This is a genomic window from Saccharopolyspora erythraea NRRL 2338 (assembly GCF_000062885.1).
GTDB lineage: Bacteria > Actinomycetota > Actinomycetes > Mycobacteriales > Pseudonocardiaceae > Saccharopolyspora_D > Saccharopolyspora_D erythraea.
In genome coordinates, this window is record NC_009142.1 from 2,371,318 (window position 1) to 2,393,062 (window position 21,745).

General features: G+C 71.8%; 19 protein-coding genes and 1 pseudogene. 12 read left to right on the forward strand and 8 right to left on the reverse strand.

What is annotated here, in order from left to right:
- Positions 1-353 precede the first annotated feature (353 nt).
- A complete protein-coding gene (locus SACE_RS10680; protein WP_009942940.1) occupies positions 354-2,150 on the reverse strand; it encodes a GGDEF domain-containing protein in 1,797 nt (598 codons plus the stop codon).
- Positions 2,151-2,796: 646 nt separating this feature from the next.
- The gene (locus SACE_RS10685; RefSeq protein WP_231849969.1) at positions 2,797-3,999 is read right to left on the reverse strand and encodes a lycopene cyclase family protein; all 1,203 of its coding nucleotides are present in this window, start codon (positions 3,997-3,999) and stop codon (positions 2,797-2,799) included.
- 64 nt (positions 4,000-4,063) lie between these two features.
- On the opposite strand from SACE_RS10685, the gene SACE_RS10690 reads away from it, so the two are divergent.
- The 5 genes from SACE_RS10690 (at position 4,064) to SACE_RS10710 (ending at position 9,912) form a co-directional block, all read left to right on the forward strand.
- A complete protein-coding gene (locus tag SACE_RS10690; RefSeq protein WP_009942938.1) occupies positions 4,064-5,644 on the forward strand; it encodes a deoxyguanosinetriphosphate triphosphohydrolase family protein in 1,581 nt (526 codons plus the stop codon).
- Complete coding sequence (locus SACE_RS10695; protein WP_011873593.1) at positions 5,634-6,308, forward strand: acVLRF1 family peptidyl-tRNA hydrolase; 675 nt, start codon at positions 5,634-5,636, stop codon at positions 6,306-6,308. Before SACE_RS10690 ends, SACE_RS10695 begins: the two co-directional genes overlap by 11 nt.
- A 575-nt stretch (positions 6,309-6,883) precedes the next feature.
- The gene (locus SACE_RS10700; protein WP_009942936.1) at positions 6,884-8,512 is read left to right on the forward strand and encodes an ABC-F family ATP-binding cassette domain-containing protein; all 1,629 of its coding nucleotides are present in this window, start codon (positions 6,884-6,886) and stop codon (positions 8,510-8,512) included.
- A 224-nt stretch (positions 8,513-8,736) separates the two neighbouring features.
- The gene (locus SACE_RS10705; protein WP_009942935.1) at positions 8,737-8,946 is read left to right on the forward strand and encodes a helix-turn-helix domain-containing protein; all 210 of its coding nucleotides are present in this window, start codon (positions 8,737-8,739) and stop codon (positions 8,944-8,946) included.
- Between the two features lie 159 nt (positions 8,947-9,105).
- Positions 9,106-9,912: an enoyl-CoA hydratase/isomerase family protein gene (locus SACE_RS10710; protein WP_011873594.1), complete on the forward strand. Its 807-nt coding sequence runs from the start codon at positions 9,106-9,108 to the stop codon at positions 9,910-9,912.
- Between the two features lie 61 nt (positions 9,913-9,973).
- On the opposite strand, the gene SACE_RS10715 is transcribed toward SACE_RS10710, so the two are convergent.
- A complete protein-coding gene (locus SACE_RS10715; RefSeq protein ID WP_009942933.1) occupies positions 9,974-10,714 on the reverse strand; it encodes an SIS domain-containing protein in 741 nt (246 codons plus the stop codon).
- 152 nt (positions 10,715-10,866) lie between these two features.
- Between SACE_RS10715 and SACE_RS10720 the strand changes: the two genes are divergently transcribed.
- The 6 genes from SACE_RS10720 to SACE_RS10745 all read left to right on the forward strand — a co-directional run bounded on the left by SACE_RS10720 (position 10,867) and on the right by SACE_RS10745 (position 17,966).
- Positions 10,867-11,490: a TetR/AcrR family transcriptional regulator gene (locus tag SACE_RS10720; RefSeq protein ID WP_009942932.1), complete on the forward strand. Its 624-nt coding sequence runs from the start codon at positions 10,867-10,869 to the stop codon at positions 11,488-11,490.
- Between the two features lie 196 nt (positions 11,491-11,686).
- On the forward strand, positions 11,687-12,403 hold the full coding sequence (locus SACE_RS10725) for an Imm1 family immunity protein (RefSeq protein ID WP_009942931.1): 717 nt from the start codon (positions 11,687-11,689) through the stop codon (positions 12,401-12,403).
- A gap of 240 nt (positions 12,404-12,643) precedes the next feature.
- On the forward strand, positions 12,644-14,437 hold the full coding sequence (locus SACE_RS10730) for an ABC transporter substrate-binding protein (RefSeq protein WP_009942930.1): 1,794 nt from the start codon (positions 12,644-12,646) through the stop codon (positions 14,435-14,437).
- Positions 14,438-14,440: 3 nt separating this feature from the next.
- On the forward strand, positions 14,441-15,478 hold the full coding sequence (locus SACE_RS10735) for an ABC transporter permease (RefSeq protein ID WP_009942929.1): 1,038 nt from the start codon (positions 14,441-14,443) through the stop codon (positions 15,476-15,478).
- Positions 15,475-16,371, forward strand: a complete 897-nt coding sequence (locus SACE_RS10740) for an ABC transporter permease (protein WP_009942928.1) — start codon at positions 15,475-15,477, stop codon at positions 16,369-16,371. The genes SACE_RS10735 and SACE_RS10740 overlap by 4 nt, the downstream gene beginning before the upstream one ends.
- Entirely contained in the window at positions 16,368-17,966 is a 1,599-nt protein-coding gene (locus SACE_RS10745) for a dipeptide ABC transporter ATP-binding protein (protein ID WP_009942927.1), read from the forward strand. The genes SACE_RS10740 and SACE_RS10745 overlap by 4 nt, the downstream gene beginning before the upstream one ends.
- Before the next feature lie 188 nt (positions 17,967-18,154).
- Here the strand turns inward: SACE_RS10745 and SACE_RS39090 are convergent.
- The 4 genes and pseudogenes from SACE_RS39090 to SACE_RS10755 all read right to left on the reverse strand — a co-directional run.
- Positions 18,155-18,316, reverse strand: a pseudogene (locus SACE_RS39090) (type II toxin-antitoxin system PemK/MazF family toxin); the annotation flags it as partial.
- On the reverse strand, positions 18,313-18,540 hold the full coding sequence (locus SACE_RS36205; protein WP_143538109.1) for a hypothetical protein: 228 nt from the start codon (positions 18,538-18,540) through the stop codon (positions 18,313-18,315). The gene SACE_RS36205 and the pseudogene SACE_RS39090, both read right to left, overlap by 4 nt.
- Positions 18,537-19,169 (reverse strand): nucleoside/nucleotide kinase family protein, encoded by a 633-nt coding sequence (locus SACE_RS10750; protein ID WP_009942925.1) that lies wholly within the window; start codon positions 19,167-19,169, stop codon positions 18,537-18,539. Before SACE_RS10750 ends, SACE_RS36205 begins: the two co-directional genes overlap by 4 nt.
- A gap of 39 nt (positions 19,170-19,208) precedes the next feature.
- Complete coding sequence (locus SACE_RS10755) at positions 19,209-20,063, reverse strand: alpha/beta fold hydrolase (RefSeq protein ID WP_009942924.1); 855 nt, start codon at positions 20,061-20,063, stop codon at positions 19,209-19,211.
- Between the two features lie 90 nt (positions 20,064-20,153).
- Here SACE_RS10755 and SACE_RS10760 point away from each other — a divergent pair, with 90 nt between their 5' ends.
- Entirely contained in the window at positions 20,154-20,738 is a 585-nt protein-coding gene (locus tag SACE_RS10760) for a CGNR zinc finger domain-containing protein (protein WP_009942923.1), read from the forward strand.
- Positions 20,739-20,758: 20 nt separating this feature from the next.
- Here the strand turns inward: SACE_RS10760 and SACE_RS10765 are convergent, their stop codons facing one another.
- Complete coding sequence (locus tag SACE_RS10765; RefSeq protein WP_011873597.1) at positions 20,759-21,691, reverse strand: S66 peptidase family protein; 933 nt, start codon at positions 21,689-21,691, stop codon at positions 20,759-20,761.
- Between the last annotated feature and the right edge of the window lie 54 nt (positions 21,692-21,745).

Sequence of the window (21,745 nt, forward strand, 5' to 3'; positions counted from 1 at the left end):
CGCTCGGGCCGTCGTTCAGTTCTCGGCGGTTCACCGGATCCAGCTATGGCGAACGCCAGTTCGACTCGGGAGCATCGGTGGTATGACCGGATTGATCAACGCTCCGTTCCTGCTCGCCGCGCCGCCGCTGCTTGCGGCTGCTCTCCCGGCCGCCGGCGCTCTGCTGCTAACCGCGCTCGTTCGGGCGTTCGCCGCGTGGAGGCCACCGCCCGTGGCACCCCCGATGTTTCGGGCGCACGCGCCACCCGCGACGCTTCGGGCGCTCGCGCCACCCGGCGTCCTCCGCTCCCTTGGAAGGGTCTCCCCGGCGCCGCTGGAATGGTGTCCCCGGAGCACCGTGCCTGCGGCTGTGCTTACTGCGGAGGCGGCGGGAAGCCGCCCGTCGGCCGCGCGTCCGGTTCGTGCGTCGGGAAGTGGGGCGCCGGGAAGTCCTGAGCGGGGAACTCGGGAGCCGTGGGCGTGCCCCGCAACACGTCGATGCGGTCCGATCCGGGGCGCGACATCACCCAGCTCGACCCGTGCAGCGACTTCGCGTGCCGCTTCAGCGGGGCCAGCTGCCGAGAGACCTCGTCGTAGGTGGTCGCCGTGCCCCGCGCGCACACGAACGTCGCCAGCGAGAGGCTCACGTCGACGCCGCCCGCGGTGCGGGGCGGGTCGAGGAGGATCTCCGACAGCGGCACCAGGTCGTCGAGATCGGAGACGATCAGGAAGTCGTCCCCGCCGACGTGGCCCACCTGCACCGAGCTCATCCCCGCGGCGGAGTCGGTCAGGGTGCGGCCGATCGAGCGGATGAGGTCGTCACCGGCGGAGAACCCGGCCGTGTCGTTGACGGTCTTGAAGCCGTCGATGTCCAGCCAGCTCACCGCGAACACCTCGTCGGCGGCCAGCCTGCGGGCCACGTCGCGGGCGATCGCGTCGCTGCCGGGCAGCCGGGTGAGCGGGTTGAGTGCCGCGGCCTCCTCCACCTTGAGGTCGGCCATGCCGCGGATCAGCTGTCCGGCGCGCACGATCCCCAGGCAGCGACCGGACTCGTCGACGACGATCGCGTCGTCGTACATCCGGTACTGGTCCGAACCGGTGATCAGCCCCAGCGCCTCCATCGCCGTCGTCGCGGTGGTGACGACCCGCGGTTCGTCGGCGAGCCGGGAAGCCGGGCGCCTGGCGTGCAGTGCGTGCCCGTACGGGCCGGTGACGGCGAGCAGGAAGCGGTTGCGGTCGATGGTCCAGTGCGGGTGGTTCTGCTCGTCGACCAGCACCACCCCGCTGATCTCGGGGTGGTCGGCGAGGACCTGCCGGACCTGGTCGGCGGTGACGTCGGTCGGCAGCGTCGTGGCGGGGGCGAGGAACTCCGTCACGCGCGGCCCGGCCGCCAGCGTGGTGACCGAGGGTGCGTGCGGGTCGGTGATCTCCGCGGCCACGCCGGGGATCGTCAGCACGGTCGGCGGCCGTCTCGCCGCGGGTGCGAGCAGGTTGCCCTGCACCAGCCGCACCCCGTTGCGGCGCAGCGCCGTGAGCTGCCGTTCGTTCTCCACGCCCTCGGCGACCAGCAGCGACTCGGTGGCCTCGCAGAGGTGGCGCACCGCCTCCAGCACCGGCAGCCGCGCCTGGGTGTCGGGCAGGCCCTGCACGACACCGCGGTCGAGCTTGACCATGCTCGGGCGCATGTCGGCGATCAGCGTGAGCGGCACGTCGCCTTCGCCCACTCCGTCGAGCGCGACCTGGTAGCCGTCTGCCCGCAGCTTCTCCACGCCGGCGACGAGCTGGGCGGGGTCGAGCCGTGCGAACGGGGGCCCGATCTCGATCGTGAGCTCCTGCGGGCGCCTGCCGACGCGGCGCAGGTCCTCGCCGAGCACGTCGAGCCGGGCGAGGTCGTGGGCGACCGTGCCGCCGAAGACGTTCAGGTGCAGCGGGAGGAGGGTCTCGAACTCGGATGCCGACTTCAGGGCCGCGACCGCGAGCTGGACGTCCAGCTCTGTGAGCCTGCGCTGCCGCGCGGCCTCCCGGAAGAGGTCATGCACATGCGCACCGGCCGGCCTGGCGAGTGCTTCCACCGCCACGATCGCACCGGTCTTCACATTGATCAACGGCTGGAATGCGAAGCGTACTTCGTCCACCAGCGCAAGCACGGAGTCGATGTTGCCCGTACTCATGCTGTTCCATCGAGCTTGTTCACGACCTGTTCACCGACATCTCAGCTCCTCCTCGTTTCCGAGGACGCCGGGCCCAGTGTGCCAAACTAACGCGCTTGACCAGCCAGGAACAGCACAAGCCCCCCGGAACTGTGTCCGGCGGCACAACGAAACGCGTTTGTTCCGCCACGTTGTGTGGCAGTTCGCCCGAACGCGGCCGCCGTTCGGGCGCTATTTTGGTGAACAACAAACGAATCACGCCATGAAATGTGCGACCAATTTCCGGAACGGGCGTGCAGATCAAATTCCATTTCTTCGAAAATGATCTTGGTTGGATTCTTCGGCCGGCCGCCCAAGATCCGCGATCGACCTGCCACCGACCGAACACCCGCCCGCGCTCCAGCACGCGGAACCACCACCGGTTGACCGCCAGATCCTCGGCCAGATCGCTGCCGGACCGCCACGCTCCACCCGGACGAGACCCCAGGCCAGACTGCCGGCCTCAGCCAAACCACGAGTCGCCGTCTGGAGCGCCAAACCCCAGCAGGGTCCGGGGTCCAGACCATGCCCCAGCCCGCTCCGCCTGCTCACCCGATCCGCCTGCCCAACCGATCCGCGGGGTGCGCGCCCGGTCCCAGGCGCCGCCGCGTCCGTCCGCCCCGCCTACCTACAGGCCGCCCAGGCCGTGGTGGGCGTGCGGACGGCCGAGGGACAGGCCGCCGGTGACCAGTTGCCGCCGGATCGGCCAGGGGGCGCGGCGGAACAGCACCGTCATGGCCGCCGCCGTGGCGGCGGGGTCGTGGTCGACCGAGAGGAAGGCCGACTGGTGGTGCGGCGGCAGCGCGAAGAACGACTCGAAGAACTCCGGGACGAGGTGCGGTGGGAACGTCAGCAGCGCCTGCAACGCGCGCCGGCGCAGCGCGTGCGCGGCGAGCGCCCGCGGCGGCCACAGGATCGACCACGCCGCCCTCGCCGCCGCCGCGGGCCCGGCGGGTAGGCCTGCGGTGATGGCCGAGGCGATCCACGGGGCCTTGCGCAGCGAGGTCGCGACGCTGAAGCCGGTGGCCGGGTGGACCAGGCCGGCCGACGCGCCGAACGGGATCACGCGGCCAGGGCGGGGCAGCGGGTCGTCGACGGGGAAGCGCACGCGTTCCTCGACCGCGCCCTCCGGGACCTCTATCCCTACCTCGCCGAGCCGGCTACGCAGGCGCCGCCGCAGCAGGGCCAGCGGCAGCGCGGGGCGCCTGGCAAGTGAGGTCTCCTCCAGCAGCACCTGCTCGGCGCCCAGCCGCACGCCGTACAGGAACGTCGGCCATCCGCCTCGCGTGTCCGGCGCGGCCCGCCAGTCCATGAACAGGCCGGTGCCCGGCGGGCACAGCCCGGCCGCCTCGTGCTCCTCCAGCACGACGCCGACCGCGGTCTGCTGGGCGGAGGTGCGCGGCGGTCTGCCGCCGGAGAGGACGCGCGCCGCGCCCGAGGCGTCGACGACGACGGCCGAGGCGATGCGGCGACCGTCCTTGAGGTGAACCGTCGAACCGGTCGGCCCGTGCTCGGCGGAGACCACGCGGCCCGAGATCTCGGTGACGTCGTCGCGCCAGAGGTGCTTCCACAGCACCGCGTTGTCGATGACCGCATACGCCCGCGGCCACTCGTGCATGGTCGTGCCGAAGGCGCGCATCCGCCCCATGACCTCCGACAGCGCCGACTGCGGCACCGAGGCCGGGAGCTCGTCGCACCAGGCGGCGTAGGTCTGCGGCCAAACCCGCCGCGGGTTCGGGTCGATCAGGGCGACCTGCAGGCCGGTATCGCTGGCGGCCGCCGCGACGGCGCGGCCGGCGGGTCCAGCACCCACGACTACGACATCCACCACGTGAGCATCAGATCACGCCCGTCGCGGTGCGTGCCTTCCGACCGGCGTTCTATAACGTGTGGCCATGCACCAGCCGGAAACCGACAGGACAAGCCGTCGAAGCGAACGAACCGGACACCTGCACCCGGCGGGCGACCTCGCGGCGAGCCCGTTCCGCGCCGACCGCGACCGGGTGTCGAGCTCGGCGTTCTTCGCCCGACTGGGCGGGGTCACCCAGGTCGTCAGCCCGAGCGGTTCCGGGCTGCTGCTGCACAACCGGCTGACCCACAGCCTCAAGGTCGCCAACGTCGCCCGCGCCCTGGCCGAGCGGCTTTCGGCCGGCAGGCGCGAAGTCGAGCTGCTGGAGCGCCTCGGCGGGTGCGACGTCGACGTGGTGGAGGCCGCCGCGCTCGGGCACGACCTCGGCCACCCGCCGTTCGGGCACCTCGGGGAGAGCGTCCTGGACCGGCTGGCCAGGCAGCGCTTCGACCTGCCCGACGGCTTCGAGGGCAACGCGCAGTCGTTCCGCATCGTCAGCCGGATAGACGTGCGCGGCGTCGGCGCCGAGGGCCTCGACCTGACCGCGGCCGTCCGGGCGGCGCTGCTGAAGTACCCGTGGACGCGGCTCTCCCGCCCGCAGCCGCACCCCCGCGACATGCCGTCGCCGCCGCGTGGCGCGTCCGAACCCGAGGACGCGCCGGGCACCGGCTCGGCGAAGTTCTCCTGCTACGTCACCGAACTGGGCGACATGCGGGACTGCCGGGCCGCCTTCGCCGGCCGCATCGCCGAGTGGCAGCAGACGATCGAGGCGTCGATCATGGACACCGCCGACGACATCGCCTACGCGATCCACGACCTCGAGGACTTCCACCGCGTCGGCATCCTCCAGCACACCACCGTCTCGCAGGAGCTGACCTCGTGGCTGGGGCAGTTCACCGAGCTGGCCACGCTGACCGACGCCGAGCTCGCGGGCTCCGGCCAGCGGCAGGGCCGGTCGCTGGAGTGGCTGCGGCGCAGGCTGCACGCCAAGGACTCGTGGATCGCCGACGACGAGGCGTTCGTCAGCGCGGTGAAAAAGGTCGTGGCCAACCTGGTCACCAAGCTGCTGGAGGTCCCGTTCGACCGCTCCAAGCAGGCCGAGCAGTCGGTCGCGGCGTTCTCGGGTGAATGGACGCAGCGGCTCGTGGAGGGCATCGAGCTGCACGAACACCCGACGACCCGGTCCGGCCACGTCGCCCTCGCGGTCGACCAGTGGCACGAGGTGCAGGTGCTCAAGTTCGTGCACCGCCACTTCGTCCTCCAGCGCCCCGACCTCGCGCTGCACCAGCGCGGCCAGGACAGGCTGCTGAGCAAGCTGGTCGAGGCGCTGGACAACTGGCTCATCGACCGCAGCGAGGCGGCCCGGCTCCCGCACCGGCTGCGCGACCTGTTCGACGGGGCCCGCGCCGAGTTCGAGGAGCTGCGGGCCGAGGAGCCGGAGCTGCTGGTCCGGCCCGGTGAGGCGCTGCCGACCGGCAGCGAGGGCGAGCAGCACCTCGAACGGATGGCCCGCGGGCGGGCGGTGGTCGACTTCATCGCGTCGCTGACCGACGACCAGGCCGCCGCGCTGCTGGAGGCGCTGTCCGGTCGCACGACGCAGTTGTGGAGCGACACGTTTGTCCTCTAAGTCGAGGCAGCTCCCGGGCGGTGGCCGCGCGGTGGAGGTGGCGCCGGAACGGCTGGAGGGCTGGTTCCGGCGCTTCGCCGACGGCCACGGCGGTGCGGTGGGCACCCGCGTCGCGCCGCAGCGGGTCGAAGTCCGTGCGGCCGACGGTGCCCGCGCGGCCGTCGACGTCCCGTTCGCTCCGCTGGCCCCGCCGCACGGCGATGCCGAGGGGCTGGAGGTGGCTTCACTGGTCGAGCACGTGACCACCCCGCGCACGGTCGGCCTCGTGCTGGTCCGGCTCGGAGCGCACAGCGTGGGGGTCAGCAGGGGCGGCCGGGTGGAGCGCTCGAGCACCGACCGGCACCTGGTCCACGGCAGGAACAAGGCGGGCGGCTGGTCGCAGCAGCGGTTCGCCCGGCGCCGGGAGGGCCAGTCGCGGCGCGCGCTCGAGGCGGCCGCCGACGCGGTGGCCCGCGTGCTGCTGCCCGAGCGCGACGAGCTCGACGCCGTCGTCCTCGGCGGCGACCGCCAGGCCCTGGACGCGCTGCGCGCGGACCCCAGGCTCACGACCCTGCTGGCCTCGGCCGAGCCGCGCGTGCTCGACGTGCCCGAGCCGCGGCGGACCGTCCTCGACGAGGCGGCCCGCCGAGCCATCGCGGTCGAGGTCCAGATCCACGACGCGTGAGCGGCACTCGCATACGGCGACGAGGTCTCGGAGGGTGGTGACACCGCCACTGCCGGTGACGGTCGTTGACGGGGAAGTTGATGGGAAACCGCGTGCGGGCAGTCACCGGTGGCCGTCCGGCACGCGGGTCATGCAACACGGAGTGCCGCCGAAGTGAGCGCCCGGACGGACAGTTGCCGCGGTTTTCACCAGGCACGACGCCGATCTGCACGCGCGGCAGATCGGCACGACGCCGACCTGCTTGCACGGACAGTCGACACCCCACCGTGCCCCGCCCTCCCGCGCCCGGATCGCCGCGCCGCGATGTCCTGCACGTCCACCCGCCGACCTCGGCACGCCCCGCGCCGCCACCGCGCGATGTGAGCAAGCCGATTCAGGTGGCCGGAAATCCGCTGGACGGCCACCGGTACACTCGACGGGTGGTTCGTGAGCGCCCCGTAGTCCGGGTTCGGGTTACCAGAAGAACCCGGCAAGCCTATTAGCGGCGACTGCGCTCACCGGTCTCGAGCCTGGTCCGGGCCCGACCGGTGGGCGTTCGTGTGTGAACGCTCGACCACCGACTTCCGGAGTTTTCCTTGATCTCTGCCACCGGCCTGGAACTGCGTGCGGGCTCCCGCATCCTGCTGTCCGAAGCGACGCTGCGCGTCCAGCCGGGCGACCGCATCGGCCTGGTGGGCCGCAACGGCGCGGGCAAGACGACCACGCTGCGAGTGCTCGCCGGCGAGGGCCAGCCGTACGCGGGTGAGGTGCTGCGCCGCGGGGAGCTCGGCTACCTGCCGCAGGACCCCCGCGAGGGCGACCTGTCGGTCACCGCCAAGGACCGGGTGCTCTCCGCCCGGGGCCTCGACCAGCTCCTGCGCGACATGGAGAAGGCGCAGTCGGAGATGGCCGAGCTGGCCGACGACCGCCAGCGGGACAAGGCGGTCGCCCGCTACGGGCGGCTGGAGGAGCGCTTCGCCGCCCGCGGCGGCTACGCGGCCGAGAGCGAGGCGGGCCGGATCTGCAGCAACCTCGGCCTGGCCGACCGGGTGCTCAGCCAGCCGCTGCGCACGCTCTCCGGGGGGCAGCGGCGCCGCGTCGAGCTCGCCCGCATCCTGTTCGCCGCCTCCGAGGCGGGACCGGGCGGCAGGTCGGCGACCACGCTGCTGCTGGACGAGCCGACCAACCACCTCGACGCCGACTCGATCAACTGGCTGCGCGACTTCCTCAAGGCCCACGACGGCGGGCTCGTGGTCATCAGCCACGACGTCGACCTGCTGGCCGCCGTGGTGAACAAGGTGTGGTTCCTCGACGCGATCCGCGGCGAGGCCGACGTCTACAACATGGACTGGAAGCGCTACCAGGAGGCGCGGGCCGCGGACGAGAAGCGCCGCAGGCGCGAGCGCGCCAACGCCGAGAAGAAGGCGTCGGCGCTGATGGCCCAGGCCGACAAGATGCGCGCCAAGGCGACCAAGGCGGTCGCCGCCCAGAACATGGCGCGCCGCGCCGAGAAGCTGGTCGCGGGCCTGGACGCCGAGCAGGCGCAGGAGAAGGTCGCCAAGATCCGCTTCCCCGACCCGGCTCCCTGCGGTCGCACGCCGCTGACCGCTGACGGGCTGTCGAAGTCCTACGGCTCCCTGGAGATCTTCACCGGCGTCGATCTTGCCGTCGACCGCGGCTCCAAGGTCGTGGTGCTCGGCCTCAACGGTGCGGGCAAGACGACCCTGCTGCGGCTGCTGGGCGGGATGGAAAAGCCCGACTCCGGTGCCATCGTCCCTGGTCACGGGCTCCGGTTGGGTTACTACGCCCAGGAGCACGAGACGCTGGACCACGACGCGTCCGTGTGGGAGAACGTGCGCAGCGCGGCACCGGACACCCCCGAGCAGCAGCTTCGCACGCTGCTGGGCGCGTTCCTGTTCAGCGGTGAGCAGCTCCAGCAGCCCGCGGGCACGCTTTCCGGTGGCGAGAAGACCCGGCTCGCGCTGGCGGGCCTGGTTTCCAGCGCCGCCAACGTCCTGCTGCTCGACGAGCCGACGAACAACCTCGACCCCGCCAGCCGCGAGCAGGTGCTGGACGCGCTGCGCAGCTTCACGGGCGCGGTCGTGCTGGTCACGCACGACCCCGGAGCGGTTGAGGCATTGCAACCGGAACGGGTGATCCTCCTCCCGGACGGTACCGAGGACCACTGGTCAGCGGACTACCTGGAGCTGGTCCAGCTCGCCTGAGCGAGGCGTGGGACCCCCGAATCGGGTGCCAATACCACGAGCAAGCAGAGTCCCGGGGCTACTACGTATGGATTAGTGCATTCCGGTGATCGACGGGGTGTGAACCTCGGCCGGCGGCAGATCTTTTTTCATGATCGCCTGGCGTTTGCGGCTTTCCTGTTCGATCATTGCGCTGACAGGGGTCGCGAGCGGCCCGACCTGCTCGGAGGGAAGGCGGGGACACTGTGGCTGACCTGAAGAAAGGTGCGCGTATCACCGGAAGCGCACGGGACAAGCTTGCCAGTGACCTGAAGAAGAAGTACGAGAAGGGGGCCAGCATCCGCGCTCTGGCGGAGGCGACCGGCCGGTCCTACGGATTCGTCCACCGGGTTCTGAGCGAATCCGGTGTGCAGCTCCGGGGCCGCGGTGGCGCGACCCGGACCAAGAAGAAGTGAGTACGAGCGACACCTGTCGCCGACCGCGCAAGGCCGGACGGGGCGTGATCGCGCGCCGAGCCGCCCGGTGAGGTCGATGTCCTGCTCACGCGGCAGCTCCTTGATCGGCAGGTACGCTTGGCGCCGACCGATCAACGCAAATCTGCATCGGAGGGTCGCGTGGCGGAGTCGACAGTGGACGCCGACCTGCTGGATCGTGGCGGTGTGGGGCTCACGATCCAGGGTCGGCGTGCCACGATCACTCTGAATCGTCCGGACAAGCTCAACGCGCAGACCCCGCAGACCTGGTACGCGCTGCGGGAGATCGGTCAGAGCCTGGATTCCGACATCCGGGTCGTGGTCGTGCGCGGTGAGGGCAGGGCCTTCTCCGCGGGACTGGACCGCAGGCTGTTCGGTTTCGACGAGGTCGAGGGTTCGCCCGGCGTGATGTCGCTGGGCAGGCGGCCCACGGAGCAGGCCGACGCCGAGATCGCCGGTTTCCAGCAGGGCTTCAGCTGGCTGCGCGATCCCGACCGCGTGACCATCGCGGCCGTGCAGGGCCACGCCATCGGCGCGGGGTTCCAGCTCGCGCTGGCCTGCGACATGCGGGTGCTGGCCACCGACGCGCGGCTGCGGATGGCCGAGACGACGCTGGGTCTGGTGCCGGACCTGGGCGGCACGTTGCCGCTGGTCCGGGCCGTGGGCTACGCCAAGGCGGTGGAGATCTGCCTGAGCGGTCGCGAGGTGACGGCCGAGGAGGCGGAGCGGATCGGCCTGGCCAACTCGGTGGTGCCCGCCGAGGAGCTGGACAGCGCCGTCGACCAGCTCGCCGAGGCCGTGGCCGCGCCGCCGGCCGGCGCCACCCGCGAGACGCTCGCGCTGCTCGCCCAGGCCGAGGAGGCCGTGGAGCTGGAGCAGCAGCTGGCCGCGGAGCGCTCGGCGCAGCTGCGGCGCATCACCGAGATGATCGAGCTGCACGAAGTCTGACCCGATGTGCGAGGGGCCCGGTGGTCACTGACCACCGGGCCCTTCGGCGTGCGTGTGCGGGCTACTGGAGACCGGGCACGCGCTCGCCGTAGTGCGCCAGGTTGGCGGCGTTGGCCTCGTCGCCGCCGATGGTGTTGGAGCTGCGCCAGACCGGCAGGTCGACGCCCGCCTCGCGGGCCGCTTCGTGCAGCTCCACCAGCAGCAGGTTCCACACGTGGACGTTGGTCAGCGAGGACAGCGGGGCGGTGACCGGGGCGTGCGGCGGGTAGCTCGCGTCACCGCCGGGGACCAGCGTGTCCAGCACGATGGTGGCCTGTTCGGCAAGCGTCGTCCCGGCGCGCTTGGGTGCCTCGGCGCTGGCGGTGGGGGAGGTGACCGCGACGACCGGCGAGCCCGCCGAGCGCGCCGTCATCGCGAGCTCGACCGGGTAGGGGTTGACCCCGGAGTTGGAGAACACCACCAGCGCGTCGGTGCCGCCGCGGAACCCGGCCTCGGTGATCACCAGCTCGGCGAGTCCGGTGCGGCGTTCGGTCCTGGTGCTGGGCACCGCGCCGTGCAGCGGCAGCAGGTCGGGGTGGTAGAGCGGCCGGATCGCGGCCAGGCCGCCCGCCCGGTAGAAGGTCTCCATCACTCCGGCGAGTGAATGTCCGGCGCCCGCGGTGTAGATCAGGCCGTCGGAGCGGATGCAGTCGAGCAGGCGGGCGGCGGCGTCGCGCAGTCCGGCGGCGTTGTGCTCACCCACCTCGCGCAGGTGGGCGAGGCTGTGTTCGGCGTGTGCGGACACGGACGCGTTCTCGGGCATGGGCGGGCGCTCCTGGCGGGCGACAACAGGGTTCCGAGGAGGTCTATACCAATGCCGCGACACGGTCAACCGCGTTCACCCCTCCCACCGCGCGGCCCGTGACGGCGATAGGCTGTTGATCACGTCATGACGATCGAGCCGCCAGGGGACGCATGCCGCAGAGAGGCAACCGACGTGAACTGCTCGCGGAGTCCGCGATCGAGGTGCTCGCCAGGGAGGGCGGCCGCGGGCTGACCCACCGCGCGATCGACCGCGAGGCCGGGGTGCCGGAGGGGACCACCAAGAACTACCACCCGACCCGCAGTTCGCTGTTCATCGCCGTGGCCCGCCACATCGCCGCCGAGCACACCTCCGCGTTGCGCGAGCTGCGCGAACGGATGCCCGAAGGCCTGAACAAGAACGACATCGCCACCCTCTACGCGACGATGCTGCGGCGCATGGTCACCGACGCCCGCTCGAGGTTCCTCGCCCTGTTCGAGCTGCACCTGGAAGGCGTGCGCAGGCCCGAGGTGCGCTCCGCGCTCGGCGAGATCGCACTGGCCAACGTGGACACGGCGGTGCACCTGCACGCCGCCGTCGGCGAGCGCATCAGCCAGCGGGGCGGTGCGCTGCTGGAGGCCGGGATGCTCGGGGTGGCGCTGACGATGCTCAGCCAGCCCGACGACGTGTTGCGCCAGACGGGCTTCGACGACGCCGAAGCGCTGGCCAGGGCGCTGCTGTCCATGACGACCACGAGCGGTCCGGTGCCCGGCGTGCTGCGCGGTCGCGCGAGCTGACCGGCACGCGGTGGCGCTTCGGGTCCGGAATGTCACGCACGGTAGCCTTTGTCCGTCCCAGGTGCTGCTGGTCGGCCGGTCGGCGTGGCTTGGCATCATGACCGGCGGAGTCCTTCGCGCAACGAGTCCAGGGGCGTCCCGCGGGCGCCTGTGAGCCAGTGGATTTGTCCCAAGAGCCATTGGATGTAGGGAAGGCATGTCGAATCCGCCATCGCAAGACGAGTCGGGTCCCCTCGAACCCCCCGCCGCGGTGTTCGCGCGGCTGTCGGATGTTCCGCTGGACGTCGTCGACAAGCTGATCGAGACCACCAACGCCGTCTACGGCGACCTCAACAAGGTGCACGGTCACCCGTACTGGGGTGACCTCGTCTTCCACCAGGGCGCGGCGATGCGGGCGCTGAAGGAGGCACGCGAGTGCCTCGAAGGGCTGCGTGCCGAGGCGATCGGGGCCCGCAACACCGAGCTGGGCGTCACGGTCGCGACCGCGGTGATCGACGGAGACCGCCACTACGCGCAGACCGATGACGACAAGGCCACGCTGGTCAACCGGGTGCTGCGCCCGCAGTCCAAGCGCGCCGCGCACCTGTTCGTGTGGGACCGGCCGTTCGACAACGAGGAGATCGCCGGGCCCTACCAGCAGGTGCGGGTGGTGACCGACCCCGAGGCCGAGGTCGGCGTCCTCAACTACACCGAGGAGACCGAGGAGGGCGAGCTGCGCTCCTGGCACACCCTCAACCCGCAGCCGCTGCCCGACCCTCCCGCGCTGCGGTTCGACGCGGGCAGCGCGCTGCGCTTCCCGCGCGACTCCGTCCTGCCGTTCCGCGATCTGCGTGCCGCGCTGCTGGAGTACTCGCGCGACGGCCTGCGCCCGGAGGCCGTCCAGTGGCAGTCCGCCCGGTGGGGTGACGTGTAGTCGACGTGAGCCCGACGGCCCCGACCGCACGCGCGGTCGGGGCCGTTCGCGCTTCGGCGGGCGTTTTCGCCGCCGCCTTCGGCATCTCGCCGTGGCACGTGGTGAGGCCGGCCGGAACCCGCTGCGTAACGGTTCGGTACAGGTGCGTGACGAGACTCGGCGACATTGGCCTGTTAAGCATTGACGACCAGCGCCTGTTGATGGTTCTTTCTTCTCACTCACCGCGAAGGAGTGGTCGACGTGGGCAGAAAACTGGCCGTGCTGTGGGCGGTCCTGCTGGCCGGGCTGGCGTTCCCGGTCTCGGTGCCGGCTTCGGCTCAGGACGGCGGGAAACAGGGCGCGACGCTGCGCGTCGGGTTGCAGCAGCAGTTCGACTCGCTGAACCCGTTCCTGGGCTACACGCTGGCCTCGACCGAGGTGTTCCGGCTGGTCTACCCGACGCTGACCACCTACAGCCAGGACGACTTCTCGCCGATCCCGGAGCTGGCCGAGCGGTGGGACACCTCTGCCGACAAGCTCACCTGGACCTTCCACATCCGTCCGGGTGTCACCTGGTCGGATGGCAAGCCGGTGACCGCCAGGGACGCCGCCTACACGTTCAACCGGATGATGAGCGACCCGGCGGCCAGCACGGCCAACGGCAACTTCGTCGAGAACTTCGAGACCGTCACCGCGCCTGACGACGCCACGCTGGTGGTCAAGACCCGCACGCCGCAGGCGACGATGCTGGCCATCGACGCCCCGATCGTGCCCGAACACGTGTGGTCGAAGGTCACCGACGTCTCGAGCTTCACCAACGACCAGATGCCGATCGTGTCGAGCGGACCGTTCGTCCCGGTCGAGTACGAGGCCGAGCGCCACCTCACGCTGCGCGCGAACGAGAAGTTCTGGCGCGGTGCGCCGAAGGTCGCCGAGCTGCAGTTCGTCAACTTCAAGAACAGCGACGCCGCGGTGCAGGCCCTGCGCAAGGGCGAGGTCGACGTCGTGCAGAAGCTGACGCCCGCCCAGTTCGACGCGCTCAAGGGCGAGCCAGACATCGCGCAGGTCAAGGGCCAGGGGCGGCGCTTCTACGAGCTGATCCTCAACCCCGGCGCCGCCAACAGCACCGGCGCCCGCATCGGCACCGGCCACCAGGCGCTCACCGACGTTCGCGTGCGGCGGGCCATCGACATGGCCATCGACAGGAAGGCGCTGGTCGAGCGGGTGCTCGGCGGCTACGGCCAGGTCGGCGGCGGCTACCTGCCGCCGATCTTCTCCGACTACCACTGGACCCCGCCGCAGCCCAGGCCCTTCGACATCGCCGCGGCCAACCGGGCGCTGGACGAGGCCGGGTACGCGCGCGGTGCCGACGGCACCCGCCGCACCCCGCAGGGCGAGCCGCTGAACTTCGACTTCGTGCTCCACGGCGACGAGTCGACCGACGCCCAGGTGGGTGAGTTCGTCAAGCGGTGGCTGTCGGAGCTGGGCATCGCCGTCGAACTCCAGCCGGTGTCGGACAACCAGCTCAACGACCGCACCGTGGCAGGCGACTTCGACATGGTCATCAGCGGCTGGTCGGCCAACCCGGACCCGGACTACGTGCTGCGGCTGCAGACCTGCGGCGCGCGTCCGAGCCCGGAGGGCGGCGGGAACACCGACAGCTACCTGTGCGACGCGCAGTACGACGCGGCCTACACCCGCCAGCTCAACGAGTTCGACCCGGCGGCTCGGGTGGCCGCGGTCAACCAGGCGCAGGAGCGCTTCTACGACCAAGCGGCCGGGCTGATCCTCTTCTACGGCAACTCCCTGGAGGCCTACCGCAGCGACCGCTTCAGCGGATTCGCCATGCAGCCCAAGGGAGAAGGCGTTATCACTGGACAGCAGGGCTACTGGGGCTACTACGGCGCCCAGCCCACCGAGCTGGCCGTCAAGGACGCCAGCGGTTCGGACTACCGCACCGCGGCGCTGCTGCTCGGTGGGGTGGTGGTGCTCGTCGGCGTCATGGTGGTGCTGATCGTCTTCCGCAGGCGCAAGACGGCCGACAATCGGGAGTGAAGCGTGGCTGACCTACTGGCGGGTGCCCCCGAGTCGACCGGCTCCGGGGGCACCCGCGGCCGGCTCGGCCGGTACCTGGCGGGGAAGTTCGGCGGCGGGCTGCTGAGCCTGTTCCTCGTCGCGGTGCTCGGGTTCTTCCTCTTCCGGGTGATGCCGGGCGATCCGGCGCGGACGATGACGCGCGGCGCGCCGGTCAGCGAGGAGCAGCTCGCGGCGCTGCGGGCGCGCTTCGGCCTCGACCAGCCGCTGTGGAAGCAGTTCGTGGACTTCCTCGGCGACCTGCTGCGCGGTGACCTCGGCACCTCCTACACCTACAGCCGTCCGGTCGGCGACCTGATCCTCGAACGGCTCGGTCCGACGCTGCTGCTGGTCGGCACCGCGACCGTGCTCGCCGTCGTGCTCGGGCTGTGGATCGGCACCAAGGCGGCGTGGCGGCACGGCAGCGCGTTCGACAAGGGCTCGACGTCGGTGGCGCTGACCCTGTGGTCGGTGCCGACGTTCTGGCTCGGCCTGATCGTGCTGATGGTCTTCGGCGTCGGGGCCGGTCCGATCCCGGGGCTGTTCCCCGTAGGCGGGATCTCCTCGCCCGACGTGCCCGACGGGCTCGTCCCGCAGGTGCTCGACGTCGCGCACCACCTGGTGCTGCCGTCGCTGACGATGGTCGCGGTGGTCTACGCCCAGTACCTGATGATCATGCGCTCGTCGCTGCTGGAGGAGATGGGCGCGGACTACCTGACCACCGCGCGGGCCAAGGGACTGCGGGAGGACCTGGTGCGCCGCAGGCACGCGGTCCCCAACGCCCTGCTGCCGACCGTGACGCTGGTCTTCCTGCACCTAGGGCTGGTGGTCGCCGGGGCCATCACCGTCGAGACGGTCTTCTCGTGGCCGGGCCTGGGCCTGCTGACCTTCGAGGCGCTGCGGGTGCCGGATCTGCCGCTGCTGCAAGGAGTCTTCATCGTGCTGGCCGGGAGTGTGATCGTGATGAACGTGCTGGCCGACGTGCTCTACCGGGTGCTGGACCCGCGGGTGCGCGAGTCATGACCGCCACCGCGAAGCAGATCGCGCGGGAGCGGCGCCGGGCGCGCGCCGCCGAGACCTGGCGGATCTTCCGGGAGGACCGGGGCGGGCTGGCCGGGCTGGTGCTGCTGGGCCTGATCGTGGTGCTGGCGCTGCTGGCCCCGGTGCTCACCGACGACACCGGCTTGGACGTCACGCGCGCCACCGGCGGTGCGTTGCAGGCGCCGGGTTCCGAGTTCTGGCTCGGCACCGACGAGTCGGGCCGCTCGGTGCTGCTGCTGACGTGGTGGGGCGCGCGGGTGTCGCTGGTGGTCGGGCTGTCGGCGGCGCTGCTGTCGGTGGTGATCGGCACCGTGTTCGGCGTGCTGGCGGCGCACTTCGGCGGCTGGACCTCGACGGTCCTGATGCGCGTCACCGACTTCTTCCTCGTGCTGCCGTCGCTGGTGCTGGCCATCGCGCTGTCCACAGTGCTCGCCCGCGGGCTGCCGACGATCGTGCTGGCGATCGGCATCACCTCGTGGGCGACGACCGCGCGGCTGGTCCGGGCGCAGACGCTCACCGTGGAGGCGCGCCCCTACATCGAGCGCGCCAGGGCGCTCGGTGGCGGTCACGCGCACATCATCGGCCACCACGTGCTGCCCGCCGTGCTGCCGCTGGTCTTCGCCAACACCACGCTGCAGGTCGCCAGCGCCATCATCGCCGAGTCGACGCTGTCGTTCCTCGGCCTGGGCGACCCGAGCCGGGTGTCGTGGGGCTCGATGCTGAAGTCGGCGATGGACACCGGCGCGGTCACCGCGGGCGCGTGGTGGTACCTGCTGCCGCCGGGCCTGGGCATCGTGGCGGTGGTGCTGAGCTTCACGCTGTGCGGCCGGGCGCTGGAAGCGGTGTTCAATCCGAGGCTTCGGGGGCAACGGTGAGTCCGATCCTGCAACTGCGCGACACCTCGGTGTCCTACCGCACCGCCGACGGGCTGGTCCCCGCCGTGCAGGGGGTCGACCTGAGCCTGGATGCCGGCGACACGCTCGGGCTGGCCGGTGAGTCGGGCTGCGGCAAGACGACGCTGGCGATGTCGGTGCTGCGGCTGCTGCCCAAGTCCGCAGAGATCGGCGGCGAGGTGCTGCTCGACGGCAAGGACGTGCGCACCATGTCCTTCGGCGAGCTGCGCGCGGCCCGCTGGGCCAGCGCGTCGGTGGTGTTCCAGGGCGCGATGCACGCGCTGAACCCGGTGCAGAGCATCGGCACCCAGATCGCCGAACCCATCAGGCTGCACTCGCCGGGCCGCTCGAAGGCCGAGCTGCGCGGCCGCGTCGCCGAGCTGCTGGAGCAGGTCGAGCTGCCCGCCGCCCGCGCCGACGCCTACCCGCACGAGCTCTCCGGCGGCCAGAAGCAGCGCGTGATGATCGCGATGGCGCTGGCGTGCGAGCCGCGGCTGGTGATCGCCGACGAGCCGACCACGGCGCTGGACGTGGTGGTGCAGGCCCAGATCCTGGAGCTGATGGGGCGGCTGGTCACCGAGCGCGAGATCGCGCTGATGATGATCAGCCACGACCTGTCGGTGCTGTCGGCGAGCTGCGCCCGGCTCGCGGTGATGTACGGGGGCAGGCTGGTGGAGGAGGGGCCGTCCCAGCAGGTCATCACCGCGCCGAGGCACGAGCACAGCCGCGCGCTGGCCAGTGCCTTCCCCACCGTGGGAGACCCGGAGTTCCGCTTCACCGGCAGCGCCGCGACGGGGTCGGCGCTGCTGGCGGCCAAGGGCGTCTCGGTGGACTTCACCGACCGCGCGGGCAAGCGGGTGCGGGCCGTGCGCGGGGTCGACCTGGAGGTCGCCGACAACGAGATCGTCGCCCTGGTCGGCCAGTCCGGTTCGGGCAAGACGACGCTGGCGCGCACCATGCTCGGCCTGCAGGCGCCCACCGGCGGCGCGGTGCACTACGACGGCTCGCGGCTGCCGACCTCGGCCGCCGGGCTCCGCGACTACCGCAGGCACGTCCAGCTGGTGCTGCAGGACCCGACCGGTGCGCTCAACCCCCGCCACACCGTCTACGAGGCGGTCGCCGAGGGACTGCGCATCCACGGGATCGAGGGCGACGAGCGGGAACTGGTCGCCCAGGCGCTGGAGGCGGCCGAGCTGCGGCCCGCGGAGAAGTTCTTCTCCCGCCTGCCGCACGAGCTCTCCGGAGGTCAGCGCCAGCGCGTGGTCATCGCCGGTGCCCTGGTGCTCCAGCCGCGCGTGCTGGTCGCCGACGAACCGGTGGCGTCGCTGGACGCGACCGTGCGCGGCGAGATCCTGGCCCTGCTGCTGCGCCTGCGCGTCGAGCGCGGCCTTTCGACGCTGGTCATCACCCACGACCTGGGCCTGGCGTGGAACATCGCCGACCGGGTGGCGGTGATGTACCAGGGCGAGATCGTCGAGGTCGGAGACGTCGAGCAGGTGCTGCTGGACCCCGAGCACGAGTACACCAGGACGCTGCTGTCGGCGGTGCCCGCCATCCGCCGCGAAGCCGCGGGCTGAGGCTCCCCCCGGGTTCCGTGCGGCGTCGGCGTCCTCCGGCGCAGTGTTTCCACAGTGGATCGGGTGGCGCTGTGCGCGCGAGTCGGGTCCGGCTCGGTGTTCTTATGCGGTCGGATCAGGCCGAAGCGCAGCATGAGAGCACGATCAAGATCGGCGAGTTCGTCAGCTTCCAGCGACCCGTTGAACTCGCCGAACCGGTTGGGGGAGACCGAATGGATCTGGTCGGTGAGGATGCGTGTTTTGGTGCCATCGAGTTCGAACTCCGGGCGGTAGATGGCCGCTCCTGCGCTCGTCGAAGTGAGCGCGACTGCCGCAGTGCTGGCGGAGAACCGGTCGGACTGGATGATCACGGCGTAGCGGTGGCCCTGTTGTTCGTGACCTCGGCCTGTTCGAGCAGAAGTTCCCGGTACGTTCGCAGCAGCGCGTATCGAACCGCCTCCGAACGAGTGCGGTGCTCTCCTGCAAGTGCCTTGAGGGCGGTCTCCTTGGCTTGGTCCGTTCGGACGTTCAGTGTCGCCATGGTGCCGGTGTAATACATTCCGCAATACGCAGCTCGCGGTTCCGCCTCGCTCACCCGTCGAGGCTGTCGACGATGGCGGGGCGCCCTGGGCGGTCGACGCGGACGAGGACGTCCGCCAGCCGCTCCGGGCCGACCTCGTCGGTGTAGCGCCGGTACGCGGGCAGCGTCCAGCGCCGCGCGTCGGGCGTCCGGCGTTCCAGCGCGGCCGGAGGCAGCCACAGGTGCGCCGTGAAGTCGAAGGGCAGTCCGGCGCCCAGCAACAGGGGACCGTCCACCACGGCCACGCCGCGCTCGGCCAGGCGCACCCGGTCGAGCCGGGGCGAGCGGTCCGCCCCGGCGTCCCACAGGGCGGGCAGCACCTCGCCGTTCCCGCCTTCCGCCAAGGGGTTCAGCACCTCGCGGCGCAGCCCGTCCAGGTCGAACCACGACTCGTAGTAGGAGTCCGGGTCCTCGCGGCCGCGCTCCAGCCGCAGCGACGCCGGACGCAGGTAGTCGGCCATGCGGACCCGCGCCACGTCCCGGCCCGCCACCCGCAGCGGCTCGACCAGCGCGTCGGCGAGCTCGCCGGTCCCGGCCTCGGGCGCGCCGTCGACCGCGACCCGGGTCCAGCGCGCCGACGACTTCTCGATGCGCTCGACCAGCTCCGAGACCAGCAGCTCCGGCGTTACCGGACGGACACGCATCCGACGACCCTTCCGCGGCGACTTCGACCACCGCCCACCCTAGGACGTCAGGAACTCCCGCAGGTGCCGCAGAACCTCCTCCGGCCGCTCCTCGGCCAGGAAGTGCCCGCACTCGGCGATCCCGGTGCCGCGCACGTCGTCGGCGTAGTCGCGCCAGATGTCGAGCATCGGCAGCCGTGCCGGAAGACCGGTCGAGCCCCACAGCGCCAGCACCGGCATCGGCAGCCGACGGCCGGCCGCGGCGTCGGCGTCGTCGTGCTCGGCGTCGAGCGGGAACGACGCCCGGTAGTCGTCGAACCCGGCGCGCAGCGCGCCGGGAACGGAGAACGCCCGCACGTACTCCTCGACAGCCGCCGGTTCCAGGCCGTGCCGGTTGTAGGTCCAGTGCTCGAAGAAGTGCCCCAGGTAGCCCGCGACGTCGGCGCCCGCGAGCCGCTCGGGGAGATCCGGCTGGAGGTGGAACAGCCAGTGCCAGTAGCCGGGAGCGAGGTCGGCGTCCAGCCGCCGCCACATCTCCCTGGTCGGCACGATGTCCAGGACGGCGAGCCGTTCCACCTGCCCGGGCCGGTCCAGGCCCCAGCGGTGGGCGACGCGGGCACCCCGGTCGTGGCCGACGACCTGGACGGAGGTGAACCCGAGGGCCTCGACCAGCGCCGACACGTCGGCGGCCATGGTCCGCTTGTCGTAGCCGCCGCGCGGCTTGTCGGTGCGGCCGTACCCGCGCAGGTCAGGGGCGATCACGGTGTGGGTGCGGGCGAGCTCGGGCACGACCCGCCGCCAGCAGTGCCCCGTCTGCGGCCATCCGTGCAGCAGCACGAGCCCGGGCCCCTCGCCTGCGCGCCGGTAGTGCATGCGCAGCCCGTTCACGCTCGCGACCTCTTCGCTGACCTGCATCGACGGTCTCCTAACTCCCAAAGAGGGTTAGAATCGTAACCGCGTCGTGCGGGCTGGACAATGACAACGGCTTCGGGGAAGGCGCGCGAGATGGACGAGTGGGTGTGGGACGGCGGTCGCCGCTGCCTCGACCTGGTCAACACCTACCGCGACCGCTACCGCGACGGGCGCGAGTTGCTGTTGGGGCCGGACGAACTCGCTGAGTGGCTCGCCGTGGCGGGTCTGCTCGGGGCGGAGCCCGGTGGCTCCGCGCGGCCGTCGTCGGCGCACCTGCGCACAGCGCTGGAGCTGCGCGAAGCGGTCGACCGCGCGGCGCGGGCCCGCGCATCCGGCGCGCGGCTCGAACCTTCCGACATCGACCTGATCAACCGCACCGCGCGCCACAGCCACCTGGCCGCCCGGCAGATCCGCCAGGACGGCGACGGCGCGGTGGTGTCCTGGGCTCCGCCACCGGTGGACCCGGTGCTGGCCGCGCTCGGTGCGCTGGCCGCCGACGCCGTCGACCTGCTCGCGACGGACCCGCCGCCCGCGGTCCGCGTCTGCGCGGCCGGCCGCTGCGGCATCCGGTTCCTCGACGGCTCACCCGCCGGCAACCGCCAGTGGTGCTCGATGCGCCGCTGCGGCAACCGGGAGAAGGCCCGCCAGCACTACGCCCGCCGCAAAGCGCTGCCCTGACCAGCCAGGAGGAACGGGCGTCACAGCAGCGCGGGCTGCAGGATGCTGAGTCGGCGCGCGTCGGTGTCGAGCTCGGCGGCCACGCCGAGCGGGATGGTGCGCTGGGCGTCGCAGTGCCCGAAGCCGAGCTCCCACACGATCGGGATGCCCAGCGGACCGAGGCGGTCCGACATGACCGCGCGGACCTCCTCCAGCGGCCCGCAGCCGGTCCACGAGCCCAGCGCGATGCCGCCGGCGCGGTCGAACCAGCCCGCCCGCAGCAGCTGCGTCAGGTATCTGTCGAGCCGGTACGGGTCCTCGGTGACGTCTTCCAGCAGCGCAAGGCCGCGCTCGGGCGGTGTGGGCGCGTCGGGGGCGCCGAGCGCGCTCGCAACCAGGCTCAGGTTCCCGCCGTAGGTCACCCCGCGCGCCCGGCCGGGCACCAGCGCGTCCGCGCCGGAGCGGGTCACGATCGTCACGGACTGGGGCTCGAACAGCGTTCTGCGCAGGTGCTCGCGAGCGGCCGGGTCGTCGGTGAAGGCCCCGGTCGCGGGCATCGGGCCGAATACGGTGACCAGGCCGAGCTGGGTGGCGAACGCCTGGTGCAGCGCCGTGACGTCGCTGGAGCCGACCAGCACCTTCGGTCCCGCCGCGCTCATCCGGTCCCAGTCCAGGTGGTCGAGGATCCGCGTGCTGCCGTAGCCGCCGCGCGCGCACAGCACGGCGCGCACCTCGGGGTCGCACCACGCCTGCTGGAGGTCGGCGGCGCGGTCGGCGTCGGCGCCAGCGAGGTAGTCCAGCCGCGGGTGCCGCTCCCGCACGTGCTTGCCGACCACGACCCGCAGGCCCCACTCCTGGAGCTGCGCGAGGCCCGCCTCGAGCGGTTCCGCGGGCACCGGCCCCGCCGGGGCGACCACCGCGACCGCGTCGCCGGGGCCTAGGCGGTGCGGGCGGCGTAGTTCACGCATGCTCATGGCGGTGCTCCGTCCGGGCGGCGCGATCTTGACCACTGCCGGTGAGGGTATCCG